Genomic DNA, 16,563 nt, shown 5'->3' with positions numbered 1-16,563 from the left:
CCTTGCGGCCATGGTCAACAAGACAATGTTGCTGGCTGGCGTCGAATACCTTTCTGCCTACGCAGCCGCCATCGGGGAGGATGCGTGATGAAACGTCAGATAAACCTCTATGGTGCCGAGTTTCGTCCCAAGCGGCAGTGGGCCAGCCTCAATCAGATGGCGTTGGTATGGGGTGTTGCGCTGTTGCTGATCCTGCTGACGGCTATCGGTTACAGCTGGCAGCAGCAACAGGTCAGCCGGGCGCTAGCGCAACGCACCGCCGAGCTGGAGCTCAAGCGCAGCGAGGCCAGACGCCTCGATGCCGAGCTGGCGCGCCATCAGGCGGATCCCCGGCTGCAACAGCAACTGGTCAATAAACGGGATGAGCTGACCGCCAAGCAGGGGCTGATGCGTCAGCTCGGTAGCCTGTCTCTGCAAAAATCCCAGGGCTATGCCAGCGTGATGGCGGATCTCTCCCGCATTCGCAGCAGCAACCTCTCGTTGCAGCGCATCGAGATCAACGAAGGGCGGATCAACCTCTCCGGTTTTGCCGGACGCAGTCAGGATGTGCCGGCCTGGGTCAACCGCTTCAAGCAGACCCCGAGTCTGGTAGGCAAGGAGTTTGGTGAACTGACCCTCGGCCGTGACGAGGAGGGTCGTCTGACCTTCCAGTTGAGCGGCATCGCGCGGGAGAAACCCTGATGAACCTGAAAGCACAATGGCAGGCGTGGGGCCAGCGTATCGCCCGGTTGAGCCAGCGGGAGCGGGTGTTGATCCTGCTTACCGGTCTGGTTTTGCTGGGCGCTGGCAGCATCTACGGTTGGCTCGATGGCGCCGATACCCGCCTGCAGCAGGATCGCATGGCCCTGAGCGCCGCCGAGCGCGACCTCGAAATCATGGAGCTGGAGAACCTCGGCAAACAGGCTCGGCTCAAGCGGGATCCCAATCAGGGCGTTCGCGACCAGCTGGCGCAGGTCGAAGCGGATCTGGCCCGGATCGACGATGAGCTGAAGGCCCAGACCGTCGATCTGATCCCGGCGCACGAGATGCCGCAGGTGCTGGAGGCGCTGCTCTCCCGCTCCGCCAACCTTCACATGCTGGCGCTCAGTTCGCTGGAGCCGACCCCGCTGATGGCGGGAGAACAGAAGGTCAATCTCTACAAACATGGTATCCGGCTTCAGCTTGAAGGTGGCTATTTCGATGTTTATCAATATCTTAAAGCGCTGGAAGCCTTGCCGCGCCACTTTTACTGGAAGCAGTTCGACTACCGGGTCAAATCCTATCCCGGCGCGGTGGTGGAGATGGAGATCTACACCCTGAGTACCAGCAAGGAGTTTATCCGTGGCTAGAGTGTTTGCGTTGTGCTGTTGCCTGTTCAGCGTGCTGGTAAAGGCGGAGCAGGTCGAGGTATTGCAGGATCCCACCGCACCGCTGGCGGATGTGGCGATTGGCGCCCGTGCGACCGGCGAGAGCAACACCGGTTTACCGAAGCTGCAGAGTGTGGTGCTGGGCAATGGCCCGGCGCTGGCGGTGCTCAATGGCAAGAGTTATCGGGTCGGGCAACAGGTGGATGGCTATACGCTGGTGGCCATCACGGCAGATGCCGTGGTGCTGGAAAAGGCGGGCAAACGCCACGCGGTCACACTCTTTGCCAGCAAGATCCGGGTTTGAGTCGTGCTTGCCTTTCGAGAGGTGGAGCGGCTTTATCGAGTTTAATTGCAAGTCAGGGTGCTCTAATTACATGAAAAAACACCGTCTCTGTCTGATCACCATGGCCATGATGGCCGCAGGCTGTACCACGTATCAGCACCCCGAGCCGACCCAGGCCAAGGATGCTCTCAAACAGGCCATGAACGAACAGCAGAAGCAGGCTGCCCCGCTGACCGCCTTGCCCAAATCGGTGCAGAGTGAATTGCTGCAGCTGAACCGGCCGCAGATGCCGGTCGGCATGCCGGAGAAGCGGCTGCGCATCGCGGCTCACGACGTGGAGGCGGTGGAGTTTTTCGGTTCCCTGTTCAAGGGCTCCCGCTACAGCGTGGCGGTTCATCCCGGGGTGGCCGGGCTGGTCTCGGTCGAGCTCAAGGATGTGACCCTGCCGGAGGTGCTGGCGGTGGTAGGTGACATGTATGGCTTCGACGTGCAGCGCAAGGGCAATGTCTTCCACATCTATCCGGCGGGTCTGCGCACCGAAACCATTCCGGTCAACTATCTGATGATGTCCCGCCGTGGCCTATCCCGCACCTCGGTCAGCACCGGCGGGGTGACTGCCAATGACAACAACAATGGCAGCAATAACAGCAGTTTCGACAGCGCGTCCAACAACAGCGGCAGCAACAGCTCCTCCAGCAACAACTCGAGCGGTGACAACAGCAACGGTACCCGGATCGAGACTGACACCAACAGCGACTACTGGACCGATCTGCGCGACTCCCTGCAGACCCTGATTGGCACGGGTGATGGTCGCGCCGTGATTACCAGCCCGCAGGCGGGTCTGGTCACTATTCGCGCCTATCCGAAGGAGCTCAAGGCGGTACGTGAATTCCTCAATCAATCCGAGAGTCACCTCAAGCGCCAGGTGGTGCTGGAGGCGCGGATCATCGAAGTCGCCCTCAACGAAGGGTATGAGCAGGGGGTTGACTGGAGCGGTCTCTCCGCCAGTTGGGATGGCGGCAAGGGTATTACCGGCGGCCAGTCACTTGCCAAGACCCAGCTGCCCACCACCCCCAACCAGATCTTCAGTGCGCTGGGCGGCGGCGCCGGTTTCACGATCTCTGATGGCAACTTCGAGGTGGCGGTCAACCTGCTCAAGACCCAGGGCGATGTGAATACCCTCTCCAGCCCGAGGGTCACTGCGACCAACAACCAGAAGGCGGTGATCAAGGTGGGGACGGACGAATATTTCGTCACCAATGCCTCGACCACTACGGTGACCTCGACCGGCACGGCCGAACCTATCGTGACCCCCAATGTGGAGCTGACCCCCTTCTTCTCCGGTATTGCGCTGGACGTAACGCCGCAAATCGATGAAGAGGGCAAGGTGCTGCTCCATATCCACCCTTCCGTTATCGACACAGAAGAGCAGAAGAAGACCATCAACGTCGGTACCGCCAAACCGCTGGAGCTGCCGCTCGCCAAGAGCTCGATCCGCGAGTCCGATACCGTGGTGCAGGCCAATAACGGCGACATTATCGTCATCGGTGGTCTGATGAAGACCGACAAGCAGGAGATCGTCAGCAAGGTGCCGCTGCTGGGAGATATTCCCTGGGTGGGCGAAGCCTTTACCAATCGTCGCGAGAGCACCAAGAAGGTGGAGCTGGTGATCATGCTCAAACCGACCGTGGTGGAGAAAGATACCTGGCAAAACGAGCTGCAGCGTTCCGCAGATCTGCTCGACAAGTGGTATCCGGCGAAGGGGTAAGCCATGAGCTGGCGATTGGCATCTTTCCATTCCGCCGTACTGCGGGCCGAGGCTCGCGGTCGCAGGTTCCCCGTACTGGCTGGTGAGCGCCCATGTACCTGAGCCACTTCGGCCTGCAGGAGGCGCCGTTCGGCCTCACCCCCAATACCGGCTTCTACTACGGCCTGCCCCCTCACGAGGAGGCGCAACAGGTGCTCAATTGGGCGCTGGCGCAAGGGGAGGGATTTATCAAGGTGACCGGCGAGGTGGGTACCGGCAAGACCCTGCTCTGCCGAAAACTGCTGAGCGAGCTGGGCTCGGAAGAGTGCCCGGTGCGGCTCGCCTGGTTGCCCAATCCCCACCTCAGCCCGGCCGAGCTGCGCACAGCGCTGGCGCTGGAACTGGGGTTGTCGGTACGGGATCAGAGCGAGCTGGATCTGACCGATCGTATCCATCGTCACCTGATCAGCCTGCACCAGCAGGGCAGTCGGGTGGTGGTGCTGATCGATGAGGCCCAGGCGCTGCCTGACGAGACTCTGGAGGCGATTCGCCTGTTTGGCAATCTCGAGACCGAATCGAGCAAGCTGCTGCAGATTGTGCTGTTCGGCCAGCCGGAGCTGGATATCAGACTGGCCAGGCCCCACCTGCGCCAACTGCGCCAGCGGATCGGCTTTTCATACTGCCTGCGCCCGCTGCGCTTTGACGAGACCCGCGCCTATCTGGAGCACAGATTGCAGGTCTCCGGCTACCGCGGGGCACCACTGTTTGCCGGCCGCGCCATGCGGATGCTGTGGCGGGCCTCGCGAGGGATCCCGAGACTTATCAACATCCTGGCGCACAAGTGCCTGATGCTGGCCTACGGTCAGGGGAGGCGCCGGATCGATAGCCGTCTGGTGAGGCTCGCCATTCGCGATACCGACGATGCCAGCCGCTTTGCGCCATTGCGCTGGTGGCCCCTGTTACTGTTACTGTTGCTGGGGTGCGCCCTGGCTTATGGAGTCTGGCCATGAGCGTTATCAACCAGATGCTGAAAGATCTGGATCGGCGCCAGCAAGGCGCCGAGGGAACTGCCGTCTATATTGCCCCTGCGCGCCAGCAGGGGTGGTGGATGTTGCTGCTGACCCTGATCTGTGGTCTGGCATTGGGGATCCTCGGTTGGCGCACCTGGATCTACTGGCAGCAGACACACCCTGTCGTCGCCGCCAGCGAAGTGGTGGTTCCCGATGTGGTGACACGGGCCGCCGAGCCAGTCAATCCGCCCGAGCCGGTCGAAGTGGCCGCTGCGCTGCCGTTGCCGGGTGGGGATGAGAGAGTGGCTGATACCGCTGGCGGGCAGGTAGAGGGAGAGATGGCCGATGGTGCCCCCTTTGATGCCTCCAGCGATGTTGACGATTCGGAGCCGACCGATGAAGAGCTGCAGCCCGAGCTCTACGCCGAACTGGCGGCAGAGCAGCAGGCTGTCGCCAGCGCCCCGCGTAAACCGGGCATATTGAAGATCGAGACGGTCGAGCTGTCGGCCAAGGAGCTGGCAGCACTGGCGGAGCGCAAGGCGACCACCGCCATGGCCAAGGGAAGCCTGCGGGATGCGCAGGACAACTACTATCAGGTGCTGGCCCACGATCCCTATAACCAGGGGGCGCGCGAGCAACTGGCGGGGTTGCTCTACGGCGAGGGGCGCCTGACCGAGGCGCGCCAGCTGCTGGAGGAGGGGATCCGGCTCGATCCCCAACAGGCCGATTTTCGTCTGCTGCTGGCCCGTCTTGCCATCAACGAGGGGCAGCAACAGCAGGCGCTTGGCTGGTTGTCCGGTTATCAACCTGATCTTGCCAGCAACCTGGACTATTACGCCACTTGGGCGGGTCTGACCCAAGAGCTGGGTCAAAATGCCGATGCGGCGGCGCTCTATGTGAAGCTGCTGCGCCAGCAGCCGGATCAGGGCCGCTGGTGGCTTGGTCTCGGTGTCGCCGAGGATGGTCAGGGGCACAGCCAGCGGGCACTCGATGCCTATCGCAACGCCCTGCTGCACGGCAATCTCGGCGAGGCGTCGACCAACTGGCTGGAACAACGAATTGGCCAACTAACCCCTTGATAAACGCAGATTCGATGAGCGAAGCCTCATCGGATGCGGCAACGGGTGTGAAGTAACAGATATCGGAGCAAACATGGCACAACCCAGACTGAAAATGCGCCTCGGCGACCTGCTGGTTCAGGAGCAGATCATCTCTGATGATCAGTTGCAGCTTGCCCTGCAGCAGCAGCGTCAGACCGGACGCAAACTGGGTACCACTCTGATTGACCTCGGCTTTATCAGCGAGGTACAGCTGCTGCAGTTCCTCGCTCGCCAGCTGGATGTACCCTTCTTCGATCTCAATAACCTCACCATCGATGCCGCCGCGGTGCCGCTGCTGCCCGAAGTGCAGGCGCGCCGTTATCGGGCGCTGGCGGTCAACCTTACCGACGACAAGGTGACGGTAGCCATGTCGGATCCGGCGGACTTGAGTGCGCTGGATGCCATTGCTGCCTTGCTGAGCCCGCGGGAGATGGTGCTGGCGGTCGCGCGGGAAGGGCAGTTGCTGGACTATTTTGACCGCCTCTATCGCCGCACCCGCGAGATTGAGAGCTTCGCCGAACAGCTGCAGGAGGAGTATCAGGACTCCGGCTTCGAGTTGGGTTCAGGTAATCTGGGGGCCAATGACGAGGGGGAGGCGACGGTGGCCAAGCTGCTGCGCTCCCTGTTCGAGGATGCGGTGCAGGTGGGGGCCTCGGATATCCACATCGAGCCGGACGAGAAGGTGCTGCGCATTCGCCAGCGGATCGACGGCATCCTCCACGAGAATATCCTCAACGAGGTGCGCATCGCCCAGGCGCTGGTGCTGCGTCTCAAGCTGGTGGCCGGGCTCGATATCTCCGAGAAGCGCTTGCCGCAGGATGGCCGTTTCAACATGAAGGTGCGCGGCCGTGATGTGGATGTGCGGATGTCCACCATGCCGGTGCAGTATGGCGAGTCTGTGGTGATGCGTCTGCTGGATCAATCCTCCGGCATCCTGTCGCTGACCGAGACCGGCATGCCGCCGGAGATCCTGACCCGTTTCCGTCGTCAGCTCAAACGCCCGCACGGCATGATCCTGGTGACCGGCCCCACCGGTAGCGGCAAGACCACCACCCTCTATGGCGCTCTCTCCGAGCTCAACCAGTCCAGCAACAAGATCATCACGGTCGAAGATCCGGTGGAGTATCGTTTGCCCCGTATCAGCCAGGTGCAGGTCAATCCCAAGATCGGTCTCACCTTTTCCCACGTGTTGCGTTCTACCCTGCGTCAGGATCCGGACATCCTGCTGGTGGGTGAGATGCGTGACAACGAGACGGTGGAGATCGGCCTGCGTGGCGCCATCACCGGTCACCTGGTGCTGACCACCCTGCACACCAACGATGCGGTGACCAGTGCCTTGCGCCTTATCGACATGGGGGCGCCCGGCTATCTGGTGGCGAGTGCCCTGCGGGCTGTGGTCGCCCAGCGGCTGGTGCGGCGGGTATGTGAGCACTGCGTCGAGGAGAAGGCGCCCGACGAAGGGCAGGCCACCTGGCTCACCGTGCTTTCCGGCGAGGCGCCTGGCCAGCATACCTATCACAAGGGCCGGGGTTGCCAGAGCTGCAACTTTACCGGTTATTCCGGCCGGATCGGGGTCTACGAGCTACTGGAGCTGGATCAGCCGATGATGGATGCCCTGCGCCGCAACGATGCGGAAGGGTTCGCCAAGGCGGCCCGTCAACACGAACACTACCGGCCGCTGGCCCTCACTGCCCTCGATTATGCCCGTCAGGGGATCACCTCGGTGGATGAGGTGTTGCGACTGGCCGAGGATCTGGGGTAAGCGATGGCTAACTTTGCTTACAAGGGGCGTGACAGCCAGGGCAACGCCACCAGTGGCGTGGTCGAAGCGGCCAACGAGATGGCGGCCGCCGAGCAGCTGATGCGCCGTGGTGTGATGCCCACCGAGCTCAAACCGGGCAAGGCCAAGTCCGCCGCCATCGACTGGTCACTGTTGCTGGAAGGTGGCGTCAAGCTGGATGAGCTGGTGATCTTCAGCCGCCAGATGTATGCCCTGACCCGGGCCGGGATCCCGATCCTGCGTGCCATCGCCGGGTTGGAGGAGAGTACCCACAGCAAGCCGCTCAAGCGGGCGCTTCACTCGCTGGGGGAAGATCTTGGCAACGGTCGCCCGCTCTCCAGCTCGATGCAGGCGCACCCCAAGGTATTCAGCAGCCTGTTCGTCGCCATCATCCATGTGGGTGAGAACACAGGTCAGCTGGAAGAGTCCTTTTTGCAGCTCGCCAACTATTTCGAGCTGGAGCTGGAGACTCGCAAGCGGATCAAGACCGCGATGCGCTACCCCAGCTTCGTGATGATCGCCATCGGTATCGCCATGGTGATCCTCAATATCATGGTGATCCCGGTGTTTGCCGGCATGTTCGCCAAATTCGGGGTGGAGTTGCCGCTGGCGACCCGCATTCTGCTCGCCACCTCGCACTTTTTTGTCAACTACTGGTGGCTGCTGCTCGCTATTCTGGCGGGGATGGTGTTCGGTTGGCGCCGCTGGGTCGCCACCACCAAGGGCAAGCTGACCTGGCACCGCTGGCAGCTCAAGTTGCCGATCGTCGGCACCATCATAGAGCGCTCCCTGCTGGCCCGTTTTGCCCGCAGTTTTTCCATGATGCTCAAGGCAGGGGTGCCGCTGAACACCGCGCTGACCCTGGTGGCCGATGCGGTGGATAACGCCTATATGGCGGGGCGGGTACGGGATATGCGCGCCGGTATCGAGCGGGGCGAGAGCCTGCTTCGCACCGCCAGCAGCAGCGGCCTGTTCACCCCGCTGGTGATGCAGATGATCGCCGTGGGTGAGGAGACCGGTCAGGTCGATGACCTGCTGCACGAAGCGGCCGAGTATTACGAGCGCGAGGTGGATTATGACCTCAAGAGTCTCACCGCCCGCATCGAGCCGATCCTGATCGGGATCGTGGCAGTAATGGTGTTGATCCTGGCGCTGGGTATCTTCACGCCTATGTGGGACATGATGAGGGCCGTAAGAGGCAAGTAACCCCGTATCTTCACGCCAGAATGGTGGGACATGATGCGAGCGGGATGTGAGTGGTTCGTAGCAAGTAACTCGGCATCTTCACACCTGAGTGGCTGGGCATGATGAGCGTCGTAAGAGGCAATAGGGCGAGGGAGTCGAGGAGTGGATGAACAGACAGACACAACAGGATGATCGCTGGCTGGCCGGATATCGGCGGATCGCCGTGATAATCCTGCTGATGGTGATCGTCACGACCCTGGTGCGCAGCTATCAGATCAACCGGGAGGAGGCGCAACAGCTTTCGCTCACCCTGCTGGGAGAGCAATTTGCGGAGCGGGCACAGCGTTTGCACGGGATCTGGCTGAATGAACGGCGCCCCGACACCCTGCATAGCGCGGGTCATGGTTGGCAATTTGATGAGCGTGGCTGGCCACTCGGACTGTTGCCCCTGCAATCACCATCAGAAAATTGTCGTCAGTTGTGGCTGGCGTTGGTGGGAGAGACGGAGGGGGGCATGCCACCCTTGCAGTTTCTGGCCCGCCCCGATGGCAGCGGGTGCGAGATGGGGTGGGATGGTTATTGGCTGGTTTATCTGTTTTCCGACGGGCGAGTGATTAAAAAGCCTTGAATGAGGCTAATCATATGACCCAACTACATGATTTTTTTAGGTCTGCATGAAATAATATCGGCCATTACCAAGGGAGCATGAAAATGAAACCAATGGCACCATCAATGCCAAATAACGGGATGACAAGAGTGACCGCCGGCTTCTCCCTGATTGAGCTGGTGATCGTTATCGTGATCCTGGGGATCCTGGCGGTAACAGCATTGCCCCGTTTTCTGGATGTAACCGACGAGGCGAAAAAGGCCAGCGTCGAGGGCGTCTCGGGTGGTTTTGCAACAGGAGTGTCGCTAGTGCGGGCCCAGTGGGAAGCGGAAGGGCGCGCCAAACAGGATAGCCTCAATACCGTGCTCTATGACGGCAGCCGCTTCTATCTGACCACGCCGACCGATGCCCAGATCAGCAACGGCGAGTTGTCTCCCGGCTATCCCATGGATACTGCGGCTAGCGGCAATCCGGATGTGGATCCGGCCAATCTGAGCGCAGAGCGTTGTCTCAAGATTTGGGAGGGGTTGCTGCAAAACCCGCCCAAGGCTACGGCCAACTTCAATGAAGTACGCGGTAGCGGCAATGACCTGAAATACTATGCCACTGTGAGCAGTAATGGACTGGATTCGGTCTGTCGTTACTATCTGGTCAATAGTTTGAGTAAGGGCAGCGATGGCAAGTATCAGGATCCGCAAGGCAGTACTGATGCATTCATGAGTTTCAGTTACCGTCCGGCGTCCGGTCAGGTGACTACCAACATCAATTGACAGAGGAAAGTGAAATGAAAAAACAGGCGGGTTTTACCCTGATCGAACTGGTTATCGTGATCATTATTCTGGGTATTCTGGCGGTCACCGCTGCACCCAAGTTCCTGAATCTGCAGGATGATGCGCGTAAAGCAGCTGCTGATGGCGTCAAAGCATCACTACAGAGTGCGGCTCAGATGATTTACAGCAAGGCGGCTATTCAAGGTATTGAAAACTCTTCTGCGGCAGTCTCTGTTGCTGGCACTACCGTCGATGCCAAGTATGGCTATCCGACAGTAGGTACCATTGCAAACGCCGTTACTTTAGATGGGTGGGATGAAGTATCTGCATCCAAAGGGACCTTCAAGCCCAAGGCGGCTGGCAATAACGCTAATTGCCAAGTTAAATACAATGAGGCCACTTCAGCCGCTGTATTCAGTGTTGATGTGACAGGTTGTAGCAACTGATTGAATTATCAAGCGAGGCTTTGGCCTCGCTTTCTTCTTTCCCCCTATGAGAAAAACCATGCCTGCAACCAAGGGCTTTACCCTGATTGAACTGGTTGTGGTGATCCTGTTACTCGGGATTCTCGCCGCCTTTGTCGTGCCCAAATGGCTGGGCAAAGGCGGCGTTGAAACTCAAACTGTGCGTGATGAACTGCTGACCCGTCTGCGGTTGGTACAGACCGTCAATATGCATGAGCCTGCCAACCGCTGTACCCTGCTGGTGGTCGCCTCTCCCCGTTTTGCCCACCGTACTTATGCGGCGTGTCCCGCCAGCGATGATCTGGGCAGTGGTTGGACCGATAACCTGCGCACCCGTGGTCGGCTGGTGACCGCCTCTGACGGAATCACGCTTTCCCTGAACAGCAACAGAAGCTTCGTACTCCGCTTCGATCAGATGGGCAGACCGCTAGGCAGCTGTGCCAACGGTTGTACCTTGCTGGTGAGTGATGGTCGCGAAACCAGCCGCATCCAGATTGAGTCTGAGGGGTATATCCATGAGATCCCTTAAGCGCGGCTTTACCCTGATTGAGCTGATTGTCGGCATAGTGCTGCTGGCGGTGGCCTTGACCGGCATATTGGGGTTACTCATCAATCAGGCGCCCCGGGCGGTGGATCCGGTACAGCAGGTGCGTGCCGCCCAGCTGGCCCAGCGCCTCTCCGGCGAGATCCTGCAAAAGTCGTTTGATGAACATTCGGATCATAATGGTGGCCGTTATCGTTGTGGCGAGCAGGTGGCGGGGGTGAACATAGCTCCCTGCTCCGGCAGTTATGGCCCCGATGGTGAGCCGGCTCCCTACGCCTATAACGATGTGGATGACTTCGATACTGCGGGAAACTGGCGGGATGCCAGCTGGTTTACCCAGACGGCGGCGGGGATCAGCGGCGAGGAGTATCGCAACTATCAGGTCAGGATTGCGGTCAGCGCCGTCGATTTTAGCGATGGCACCTTCAAGAGTTGTACCGCACCCTGTTCTGTGGGCAAGCGGATTGATCTGCAGATCAAGCTGCCGGATGAGAGCGTACTCGACTTCTCCTTCTACCGGGGGAACTACTGATGAATCGTTCCGCTGTCGGGTGTTGCCTGCCTGTCCGAAAGTCCGCTCCTGTAACCACTTCCGGCTTCCGATTATGTCTGGCGGCTAGTCGAACTTACCGTAAACCTGGGGGTAACAGTGGCTTTACCCTGGTCGAGCTGGTGATGGTGATCCTGCTGCTGGGCATCATGGCGACATTTACCAGCCAGTTTATCGGCATCGGCAGCCAGATCTATGGTGATGCCAGCAGTCGTGAACAGTTGATGAGCGATGCCCGTTTCGCCATGGAGCGGCTTAACCGCGAACTGCGCGATGCGGTGCCAGGATCGGAGCGGATCGAGACGCTTGATGGTACCTGGGTTGACTCGGGGGCTTGCCTGCGGTTCTGGCCTATCAGCACCTCCAGCCGCTATCTGGCACTTAACCGTGCCATGTCGGGGAGCACGGCTACCCTTGAGCTGGTGATGGCGACTCCGGCTTCTGCTGCCAGCCCGTCGAGTGCAGATCCGTTAGCCGTCGGCAAAGGTGACTGGATGATCGTTTTCCCGGTACCTGACCCAAGTGCAGGGTCGCTGCTGAGCAATTGTGAATATGGCCGCTGTGTGGCCAGGGTTGCTGATGTGCTGGCGCCCGTCTCCGGCGCACAAACGATCCGCTATACCAATAGCGAGAGTCTGGCTGGCCTCTCTCCCGGTAGCCGTGTCTACTTTGCCAATCAACAGGTACGTTATTGCGTTGATGGGGGCACCCTCACTCGTGCCAGTGCCGCAATCGGTGCTCCTTTACCTGCGCAAGGCGTGCTGATGGCAGAGTCGCTCCGCGCTGGCGGTTTCTATCGGGAAACATCGGCATTCAACGCGGAAGGGGAGTTTGGCATGCGGTTCTTGTTCGAACGCAAGGGGGAGTCGGTCACCTTCAGCCACAAGATCGAGGTGTTCAATGTCCCGTGATGCACTCCCGGCAGGACGGATGCGTGGTAGCGCCCTGATGATCGCCCTGTTTGTGATCGTGGTGATGGCGCTGCTGGCGGCCGCCATGGGCCGTTTTCTGGTCGACAGTAGCGAGAAAAATACCGTGGAGGTACGCAGTGTGCGTGCTCTGCTGGCCGCCCAGAGCGGGCTGGAGATTGCTCTGTATCAGCTTTTTCCGAACCGGCCTGCTGCGCCATCTCCCCAGGATCGTTGTGACTGGATCAGCCCGCCCCCCTCGTTCACCGGCGTTACCGGTCTGGTGCAGTGCCAAGTTGCTGTGCGTTGCACTCAGGTTCCGGTGACCTATAACGGTGCCGTGACTAATGGCTATCGTCTCGAGAGTGTCGGAACCTGTGGTTCCTCTGAACTGGATAGTGCGAGTCCCGATTTTGCCGTGAGCAGAACTCTGATGCTTGAAGCGTATGACGGAGGCGGACAATGAAATGGCTATGGGCGCTTGCCCTCTTTACTGGCCATGTCTGGGCCTTCGACCCTATCGACACAGGCACGCTCTTTCCGGATGTGGTGCAAGGGCATCATGGCAACAACAATAACGTTTGCCATCAGATTAGCGGCTACCAGCTTAGCCAACTCAACAACGCCAAGATCAACGGTTCCGGCGGTTTGCCTCTCAACTTCTGCTCCATCCAGCCGGATCAGAACAATGCGCCGCGCTGCGATGATGGTACTGGCGGCTACATGGTTTGTAGCGTTACTGGCAAAGATATCCGCGGGTTGTCCCTGAGCGGGAATAATGCTTTTCCCGCCATCACATCCAATTCGACCCAGCTCTGTTCGTTTGGTTCGCAAACGGCTTCCAGTACCTCTTATGGTGCGATGACGGTAGAAAACTGCACTATGACGTTCCCCAGCCGCAGCACCTACCTGATCAAGACGCTGACAGTGCGCAACAACGCGATCCTGGTGCTGGGGGAGGGGGATTACTTCATCGACAAGCTGATTCTGGACAGCGGTACCATCCGTCTCTCAGGCAGTGGCACCACCCGGATTTTCGTCAATCAGGATGTCAAGCTGGTCAATACGGTCAATATCAATGCCAATAATCAGGGCAGTCTCATCTGGGTTAACTATAACGACATGGTGATCGACAACCGCACCACGTTTTATGGTTATCTCTATGCCGATGGGAAGCTCACCATGAACAATAATGCCACCGTCTATGGCAGGGTGACGGCCCGCTATCTGGCCATGGATGCCCAGTCCAGCATCAATGAAGCGGTACTTCCGCCGATGCTGACCTGTTTTGTCGACGGTTTCGAAAGCAGCCAGATCAACCCCGACAGTTGGGTCGTGGCTCAGCGCAACAACAGCACATTGCCATCGGTGCAGAATGGTCGCCTGCGTCTCACCCAGAACGTCACCAACCAGGCCACGTCGGCCACTTTCCAGCGCCTCTTCCCCGGTGCAGGTAACCTGGTGACGGTCGAGTTCGATCAATACGCCTACAAGACTTCCGGCACAAGCGGGGCGGATGGCATGGCGGTGGTGCTCTCGGATGCCACCCTGACGCCACAACCTGGTGCATTTGGTGGCCCCCTGGGATACGGTTTCAAGACCGGGATCAGTGGTTTTGCGGGCGGCTGGCTTGGTGTCGGGATCGACGAATACGGCAACTACGCCAATGAGGGGGGGTCTTATAATATCGGCTCCCGACCGCAGGCCGTCTCTATTCGCGGATCCGGCTCCGGTACCTCCGGTTACCGCTACCTGGCCGGAACCGCCAGCAATCTCAACCCGACCGTCGACAGCGGTACCAACAGCAATCGCCCCCACCGCTATCGCATTACGGTCGACTCTCGCACGGCGGGCAACTCGGTGGCCACCGTCGAACGGGATAGCGGTGACGGGTTTCGTACGCTCGTTGGTCCAATCAACATGACGAGCCAGACCGGCCAAGCGACAGTACCGGGCAACTTCCTGCTGTCATTGACTGGGTCCACCGGGTCGGTGACCAACTTCCACGAGATCGATAACGTGCGGATCTGTGCGCTGCGTTCCAGTCCAGTGGGCACCCAGATCGATCATTTCGAATTCGATCACAGCGGCAATGCGCTGACCTGCAACCCTGAAACCCTGACCATTCGGGCCTGTGCCAATGCCGACTGCAGCCTGTTGGTGACCGAACCCGTGACTGCCACCCTGCAACCCGCAACGAGTAGCAGCGGTGGTTGGGTGGGAGGCAATCAAGTGAGCTTCAGCGGAGGAACCACCACGCTGGCGCTGCGACAGAATACCGCCGGTACGGTGACCGTCGGGGTCAGCGGCTCGACGCCCTCGACCAAACCGTTGAGTACCACCCTGTGCCGGGTTGGCGGTGGCGCCAAGAGTGCGGCTGCCTGTACGCTCACCTTTGCCGACAGCGGATTTATCTTCGACGTGCCCGACACCTACTCGAACCAGCCGCAGACGGTGACCATCAAGGCGGTCAAAAAGAGCGATGTGACCAAGCAGTGTGTGCCGGGGTTTGCCAGCCAGACCAAGAGCGTCAAGTTCTGGAGCAGCTATATCACCCCCACCAGTAACCCCTATAACAGCCAGATGAGCGTCAACAGCAGTACGATTGGTGCCAGTCAGGGGGCTGCAACGCCGCTCTCCCTCGTATTCGATGCGCAGGGGCAGTCGACCATAACGGTTAAGTACCCGGATGCGGGCAAGGTGCAACTGGATGCTCGTTATGATGGTACTGGCAGTGAAGCCGGTCTGGTGATGCTAGGCGCGGATCAGTTTGTGGCTCGCCCGGTCGGTCTGTGCATCACGCCCCCGCAAGGGGTCTGCGCGGCAGGTGACAGCAGCTGTCCGGTATTCAAAAAAGCGGGGGAAACGTTCCAGGTAGATATCAAGGCGATGGCCTGGGAATCCGCCAATGATGGGGATATCTGCGTAGGGAATCAGACTACGCCCAACTTTGCCCTGCCCAATATTGCTCTGGGCAGTACGCTGGTGGCACCCAATCCGGGCACTAATGCAACGCTGGGTACTACCACCTATAACCATGTTGCTGCGGCCAACAGTATCAATAGCGTTAGCCAGACTGTGAGCGAGGTGGGAGTATTCCGGATGACGGCGACGCCGCCAGTCAATGGCTACTTCAATTACACCATCCCATCAACCCAGAGCCAGCCGGTGGGGCGTTTTATTCCTGCCGACTTCAATCTGGTGAGCGGCGACATAGTGCCAGCCTGCAATGCGTTCTCCTATATGGGGCAGCCCTTTGGCGTCATGCTGGATGTGCTGGCTCGTAATACGATGGGCGTACAGACCCGAAACTATACGGGGCCCTTTGCCAAGGGCGAAGCCTATCTCTCGGTTGCCAATGATAAGGATGGTAAATCCCTGTCGAGCCGCTTGCGCAGTCTGCAGCCGCTGCCATGGCTCGATGGCCGTGCGGCCTTGACTACCGGTAGCAGCGAGTTTGTGCGCCTCTCTGGCACGCAACCGGATGGTCCCTACAACTCTTTGTTGTTTGGTCTGTATATGAGGGATAACGATGGCGACAGAACGCTGATTGCCAGCCCGAATTTCAATGATGCCGTGGTAGGTAACTGCAGTGGCAGCGGCTGTAATGCCCGTCAGATAGACAGTGTGCCTATGAAAGCCTATTTTGGCCGCCTGCAGGCGGGCACGGCGGCGGGTCTGGCCTCGGCACCGCTGGCCATTCCACTGCAGATGCAATATTACGAAGGGGGCAACTGGCTGCAAAACAAGGAAGATCAATGTACCCAGTTCTCTTTGGCCAATCAGGGGTTCACTTTCCTCAATCCGAGTCACACCTTTGATGCGGCGACTCGCGAGCTGAATCTGGGGGCAGGTCGCAAGATCAAGCTGGGATTGGGCAGTTCGGCACCGGCTGGGGATGCTGCACTGGCGAAAGACGGGGAGATCCTGTTCCACTTTGCCAAGCCGGACATCTCGGTGCGCATCCCCTACAAGGTCGAATTGGCAAAACAGCCATCATCGCCACTCTGGTTGTCTGACCCAACGAGTGCCAATGACGGCAACCTGCAAGGTGAGGCCATTTTCGGCTCCAGCCGGGGTAATGACAGAATTATTTATCGGCGCGAAGTATTGCAGTAATTGATGTGTAAGGGGGGGTGGCTCAACAGCATCCCCCTAAATCCTTGTTTATTAGTGTTTGCAAGCGTGTGCGAGTGAGTGATGACTCGCATTTTTGTCGCGCCTGATTGATTGGCGACAGTTTGAGCGCTTGCCCATTGGGGTGGGCAT

The 16,563-nt window shown here is 59.4% G+C and carries 16 protein-coding genes; all 16 read left to right on the top strand.

The window, feature by feature from the left end:
• The first annotated feature begins 87 nt into the window (after positions 1 to 87).
• Positions 88 to 681: a PilN domain-containing protein gene (locus G5182_RS10790; protein ID WP_128834786.1), complete on the top strand. Its 594-nt coding sequence runs from the start codon at positions 88 to 90 to the stop codon at positions 679 to 681.
• Entirely contained in the window at positions 681 to 1,328 is a 648-nt protein-coding gene (gene pilO / locus G5182_RS10785; protein WP_106844135.1) for a type 4a pilus biogenesis protein PilO, read from the top strand. The genes G5182_RS10790 and pilO overlap by 1 nt, the downstream gene beginning before the upstream one ends.
• The gene (locus G5182_RS10780; RefSeq protein WP_106844136.1) at positions 1,321 to 1,650 is read left to right on the top strand and encodes a SctD/MshK family protein; all 330 of its coding nucleotides are present in this window, start codon (positions 1,321 to 1,323) and stop codon (positions 1,648 to 1,650) included. Before pilO ends, G5182_RS10780 begins: the two co-directional genes overlap by 8 nt.
• 70 nt (positions 1,651 to 1,720) lie before the next feature.
• Positions 1,721 to 3,397 (top strand): pilus (MSHA type) biogenesis protein MshL, encoded by a 1,677-nt coding sequence (gene mshL, locus G5182_RS10775; protein WP_216952745.1) that lies wholly within the window; start codon positions 1,721 to 1,723, stop codon positions 3,395 to 3,397.
• A gap of 92 nt (positions 3,398 to 3,489) precedes the next feature.
• Positions 3,490 to 4,386 (top strand): ExeA family protein, encoded by an 897-nt coding sequence (locus tag G5182_RS10770; protein ID WP_421205607.1) that lies wholly within the window; start codon positions 3,490 to 3,492, stop codon positions 4,384 to 4,386.
• Positions 4,383 to 5,465 carry a tetratricopeptide repeat protein gene (locus G5182_RS10765; protein ID WP_181281662.1) on the top strand — a complete coding sequence of 361 codons (1,083 nt, stop codon included), beginning with the start codon at positions 4,383 to 4,385 and terminating at the stop codon, positions 5,463 to 5,465. The genes G5182_RS10770 and G5182_RS10765 overlap by 4 nt, the downstream gene beginning before the upstream one ends.
• Before the next feature lie 73 nt (positions 5,466 to 5,538).
• The gene (gene mshE, locus G5182_RS10760; protein WP_106844139.1) at positions 5,539 to 7,248 is read left to right on the top strand and encodes an MSHA fimbrial ATPase MshE; all 1,710 of its coding nucleotides are present in this window, start codon (positions 5,539 to 5,541) and stop codon (positions 7,246 to 7,248) included.
• Positions 7,249 to 7,251: 3 nt separating this feature from the next.
• Positions 7,252 to 8,472 (top strand): type II secretion system F family protein, encoded by a 1,221-nt coding sequence (locus G5182_RS10755; RefSeq protein WP_005340027.1) that lies wholly within the window; start codon positions 7,252 to 7,254, stop codon positions 8,470 to 8,472.
• A gap of 145 nt (positions 8,473 to 8,617) precedes the next feature.
• Positions 8,618 to 9,079, top strand: coding sequence for a hypothetical protein (locus G5182_RS10750; RefSeq protein ID WP_128834793.1), 462 nt, complete (start codon positions 8,618 to 8,620; stop codon positions 9,077 to 9,079).
• 77 nt (positions 9,080 to 9,156) lie between these two features.
• Entirely contained in the window at positions 9,157 to 9,828 is a 672-nt protein-coding gene (locus tag G5182_RS10745; RefSeq protein ID WP_106844142.1) for a prepilin-type N-terminal cleavage/methylation domain-containing protein, read from the top strand.
• Between the two features lie 14 nt (positions 9,829 to 9,842).
• Positions 9,843 to 10,274: a prepilin-type N-terminal cleavage/methylation domain-containing protein gene (locus G5182_RS10740; RefSeq protein ID WP_321537282.1), complete on the top strand. Its 432-nt coding sequence runs from the start codon at positions 9,843 to 9,845 to the stop codon at positions 10,272 to 10,274.
• A gap of 58 nt (positions 10,275 to 10,332) precedes the next feature.
• Positions 10,333 to 10,821 (top strand): type II secretion system protein, encoded by a 489-nt coding sequence (locus tag G5182_RS10735; protein ID WP_128834795.1) that lies wholly within the window; start codon positions 10,333 to 10,335, stop codon positions 10,819 to 10,821.
• Positions 10,808 to 11,368: a type II secretion system protein gene (locus G5182_RS10730; RefSeq protein WP_128834797.1), complete on the top strand. Its 561-nt coding sequence runs from the start codon at positions 10,808 to 10,810 to the stop codon at positions 11,366 to 11,368. The genes G5182_RS10735 and G5182_RS10730 overlap by 14 nt, the downstream gene beginning before the upstream one ends.
• Positions 11,368 to 12,297 carry a PilW family protein gene (locus tag G5182_RS10725; protein ID WP_227341520.1) on the top strand — a complete coding sequence of 310 codons (930 nt, stop codon included), beginning with the start codon at positions 11,368 to 11,370 and terminating at the stop codon, positions 12,295 to 12,297. The genes G5182_RS10730 and G5182_RS10725 overlap by 1 nt, the downstream gene beginning before the upstream one ends.
• A gap of 37 nt (positions 12,298 to 12,334) precedes the next feature.
• Positions 12,335 to 12,760 carry an MSHA biogenesis protein MshP gene (locus tag G5182_RS10720; RefSeq protein ID WP_227343120.1) on the top strand — a complete coding sequence of 142 codons (426 nt, stop codon included), beginning with the start codon at positions 12,335 to 12,337 and terminating at the stop codon, positions 12,758 to 12,760.
• A complete protein-coding gene (locus tag G5182_RS10715) occupies positions 12,757 to 16,413 on the top strand; it encodes a DUF6701 domain-containing protein (protein WP_227341519.1) in 3,657 nt (1,218 codons plus the stop codon). The genes G5182_RS10720 and G5182_RS10715 overlap by 4 nt, the downstream gene beginning before the upstream one ends.
• Positions 16,414 to 16,563: the final 150 nt, after the last annotated feature.

It is taken from the genome of Aeromonas sp. 600948 (genome assembly GCF_049174875.1).
GTDB lineage: Bacteria > Pseudomonadota > Gammaproteobacteria > Enterobacterales > Aeromonadaceae > Aeromonas > Aeromonas veronii_A.
The sequence above is the reverse complement of the archived record's forward strand: the minus strand, read 5'-3'. Positions and strand labels throughout refer to the sequence as shown.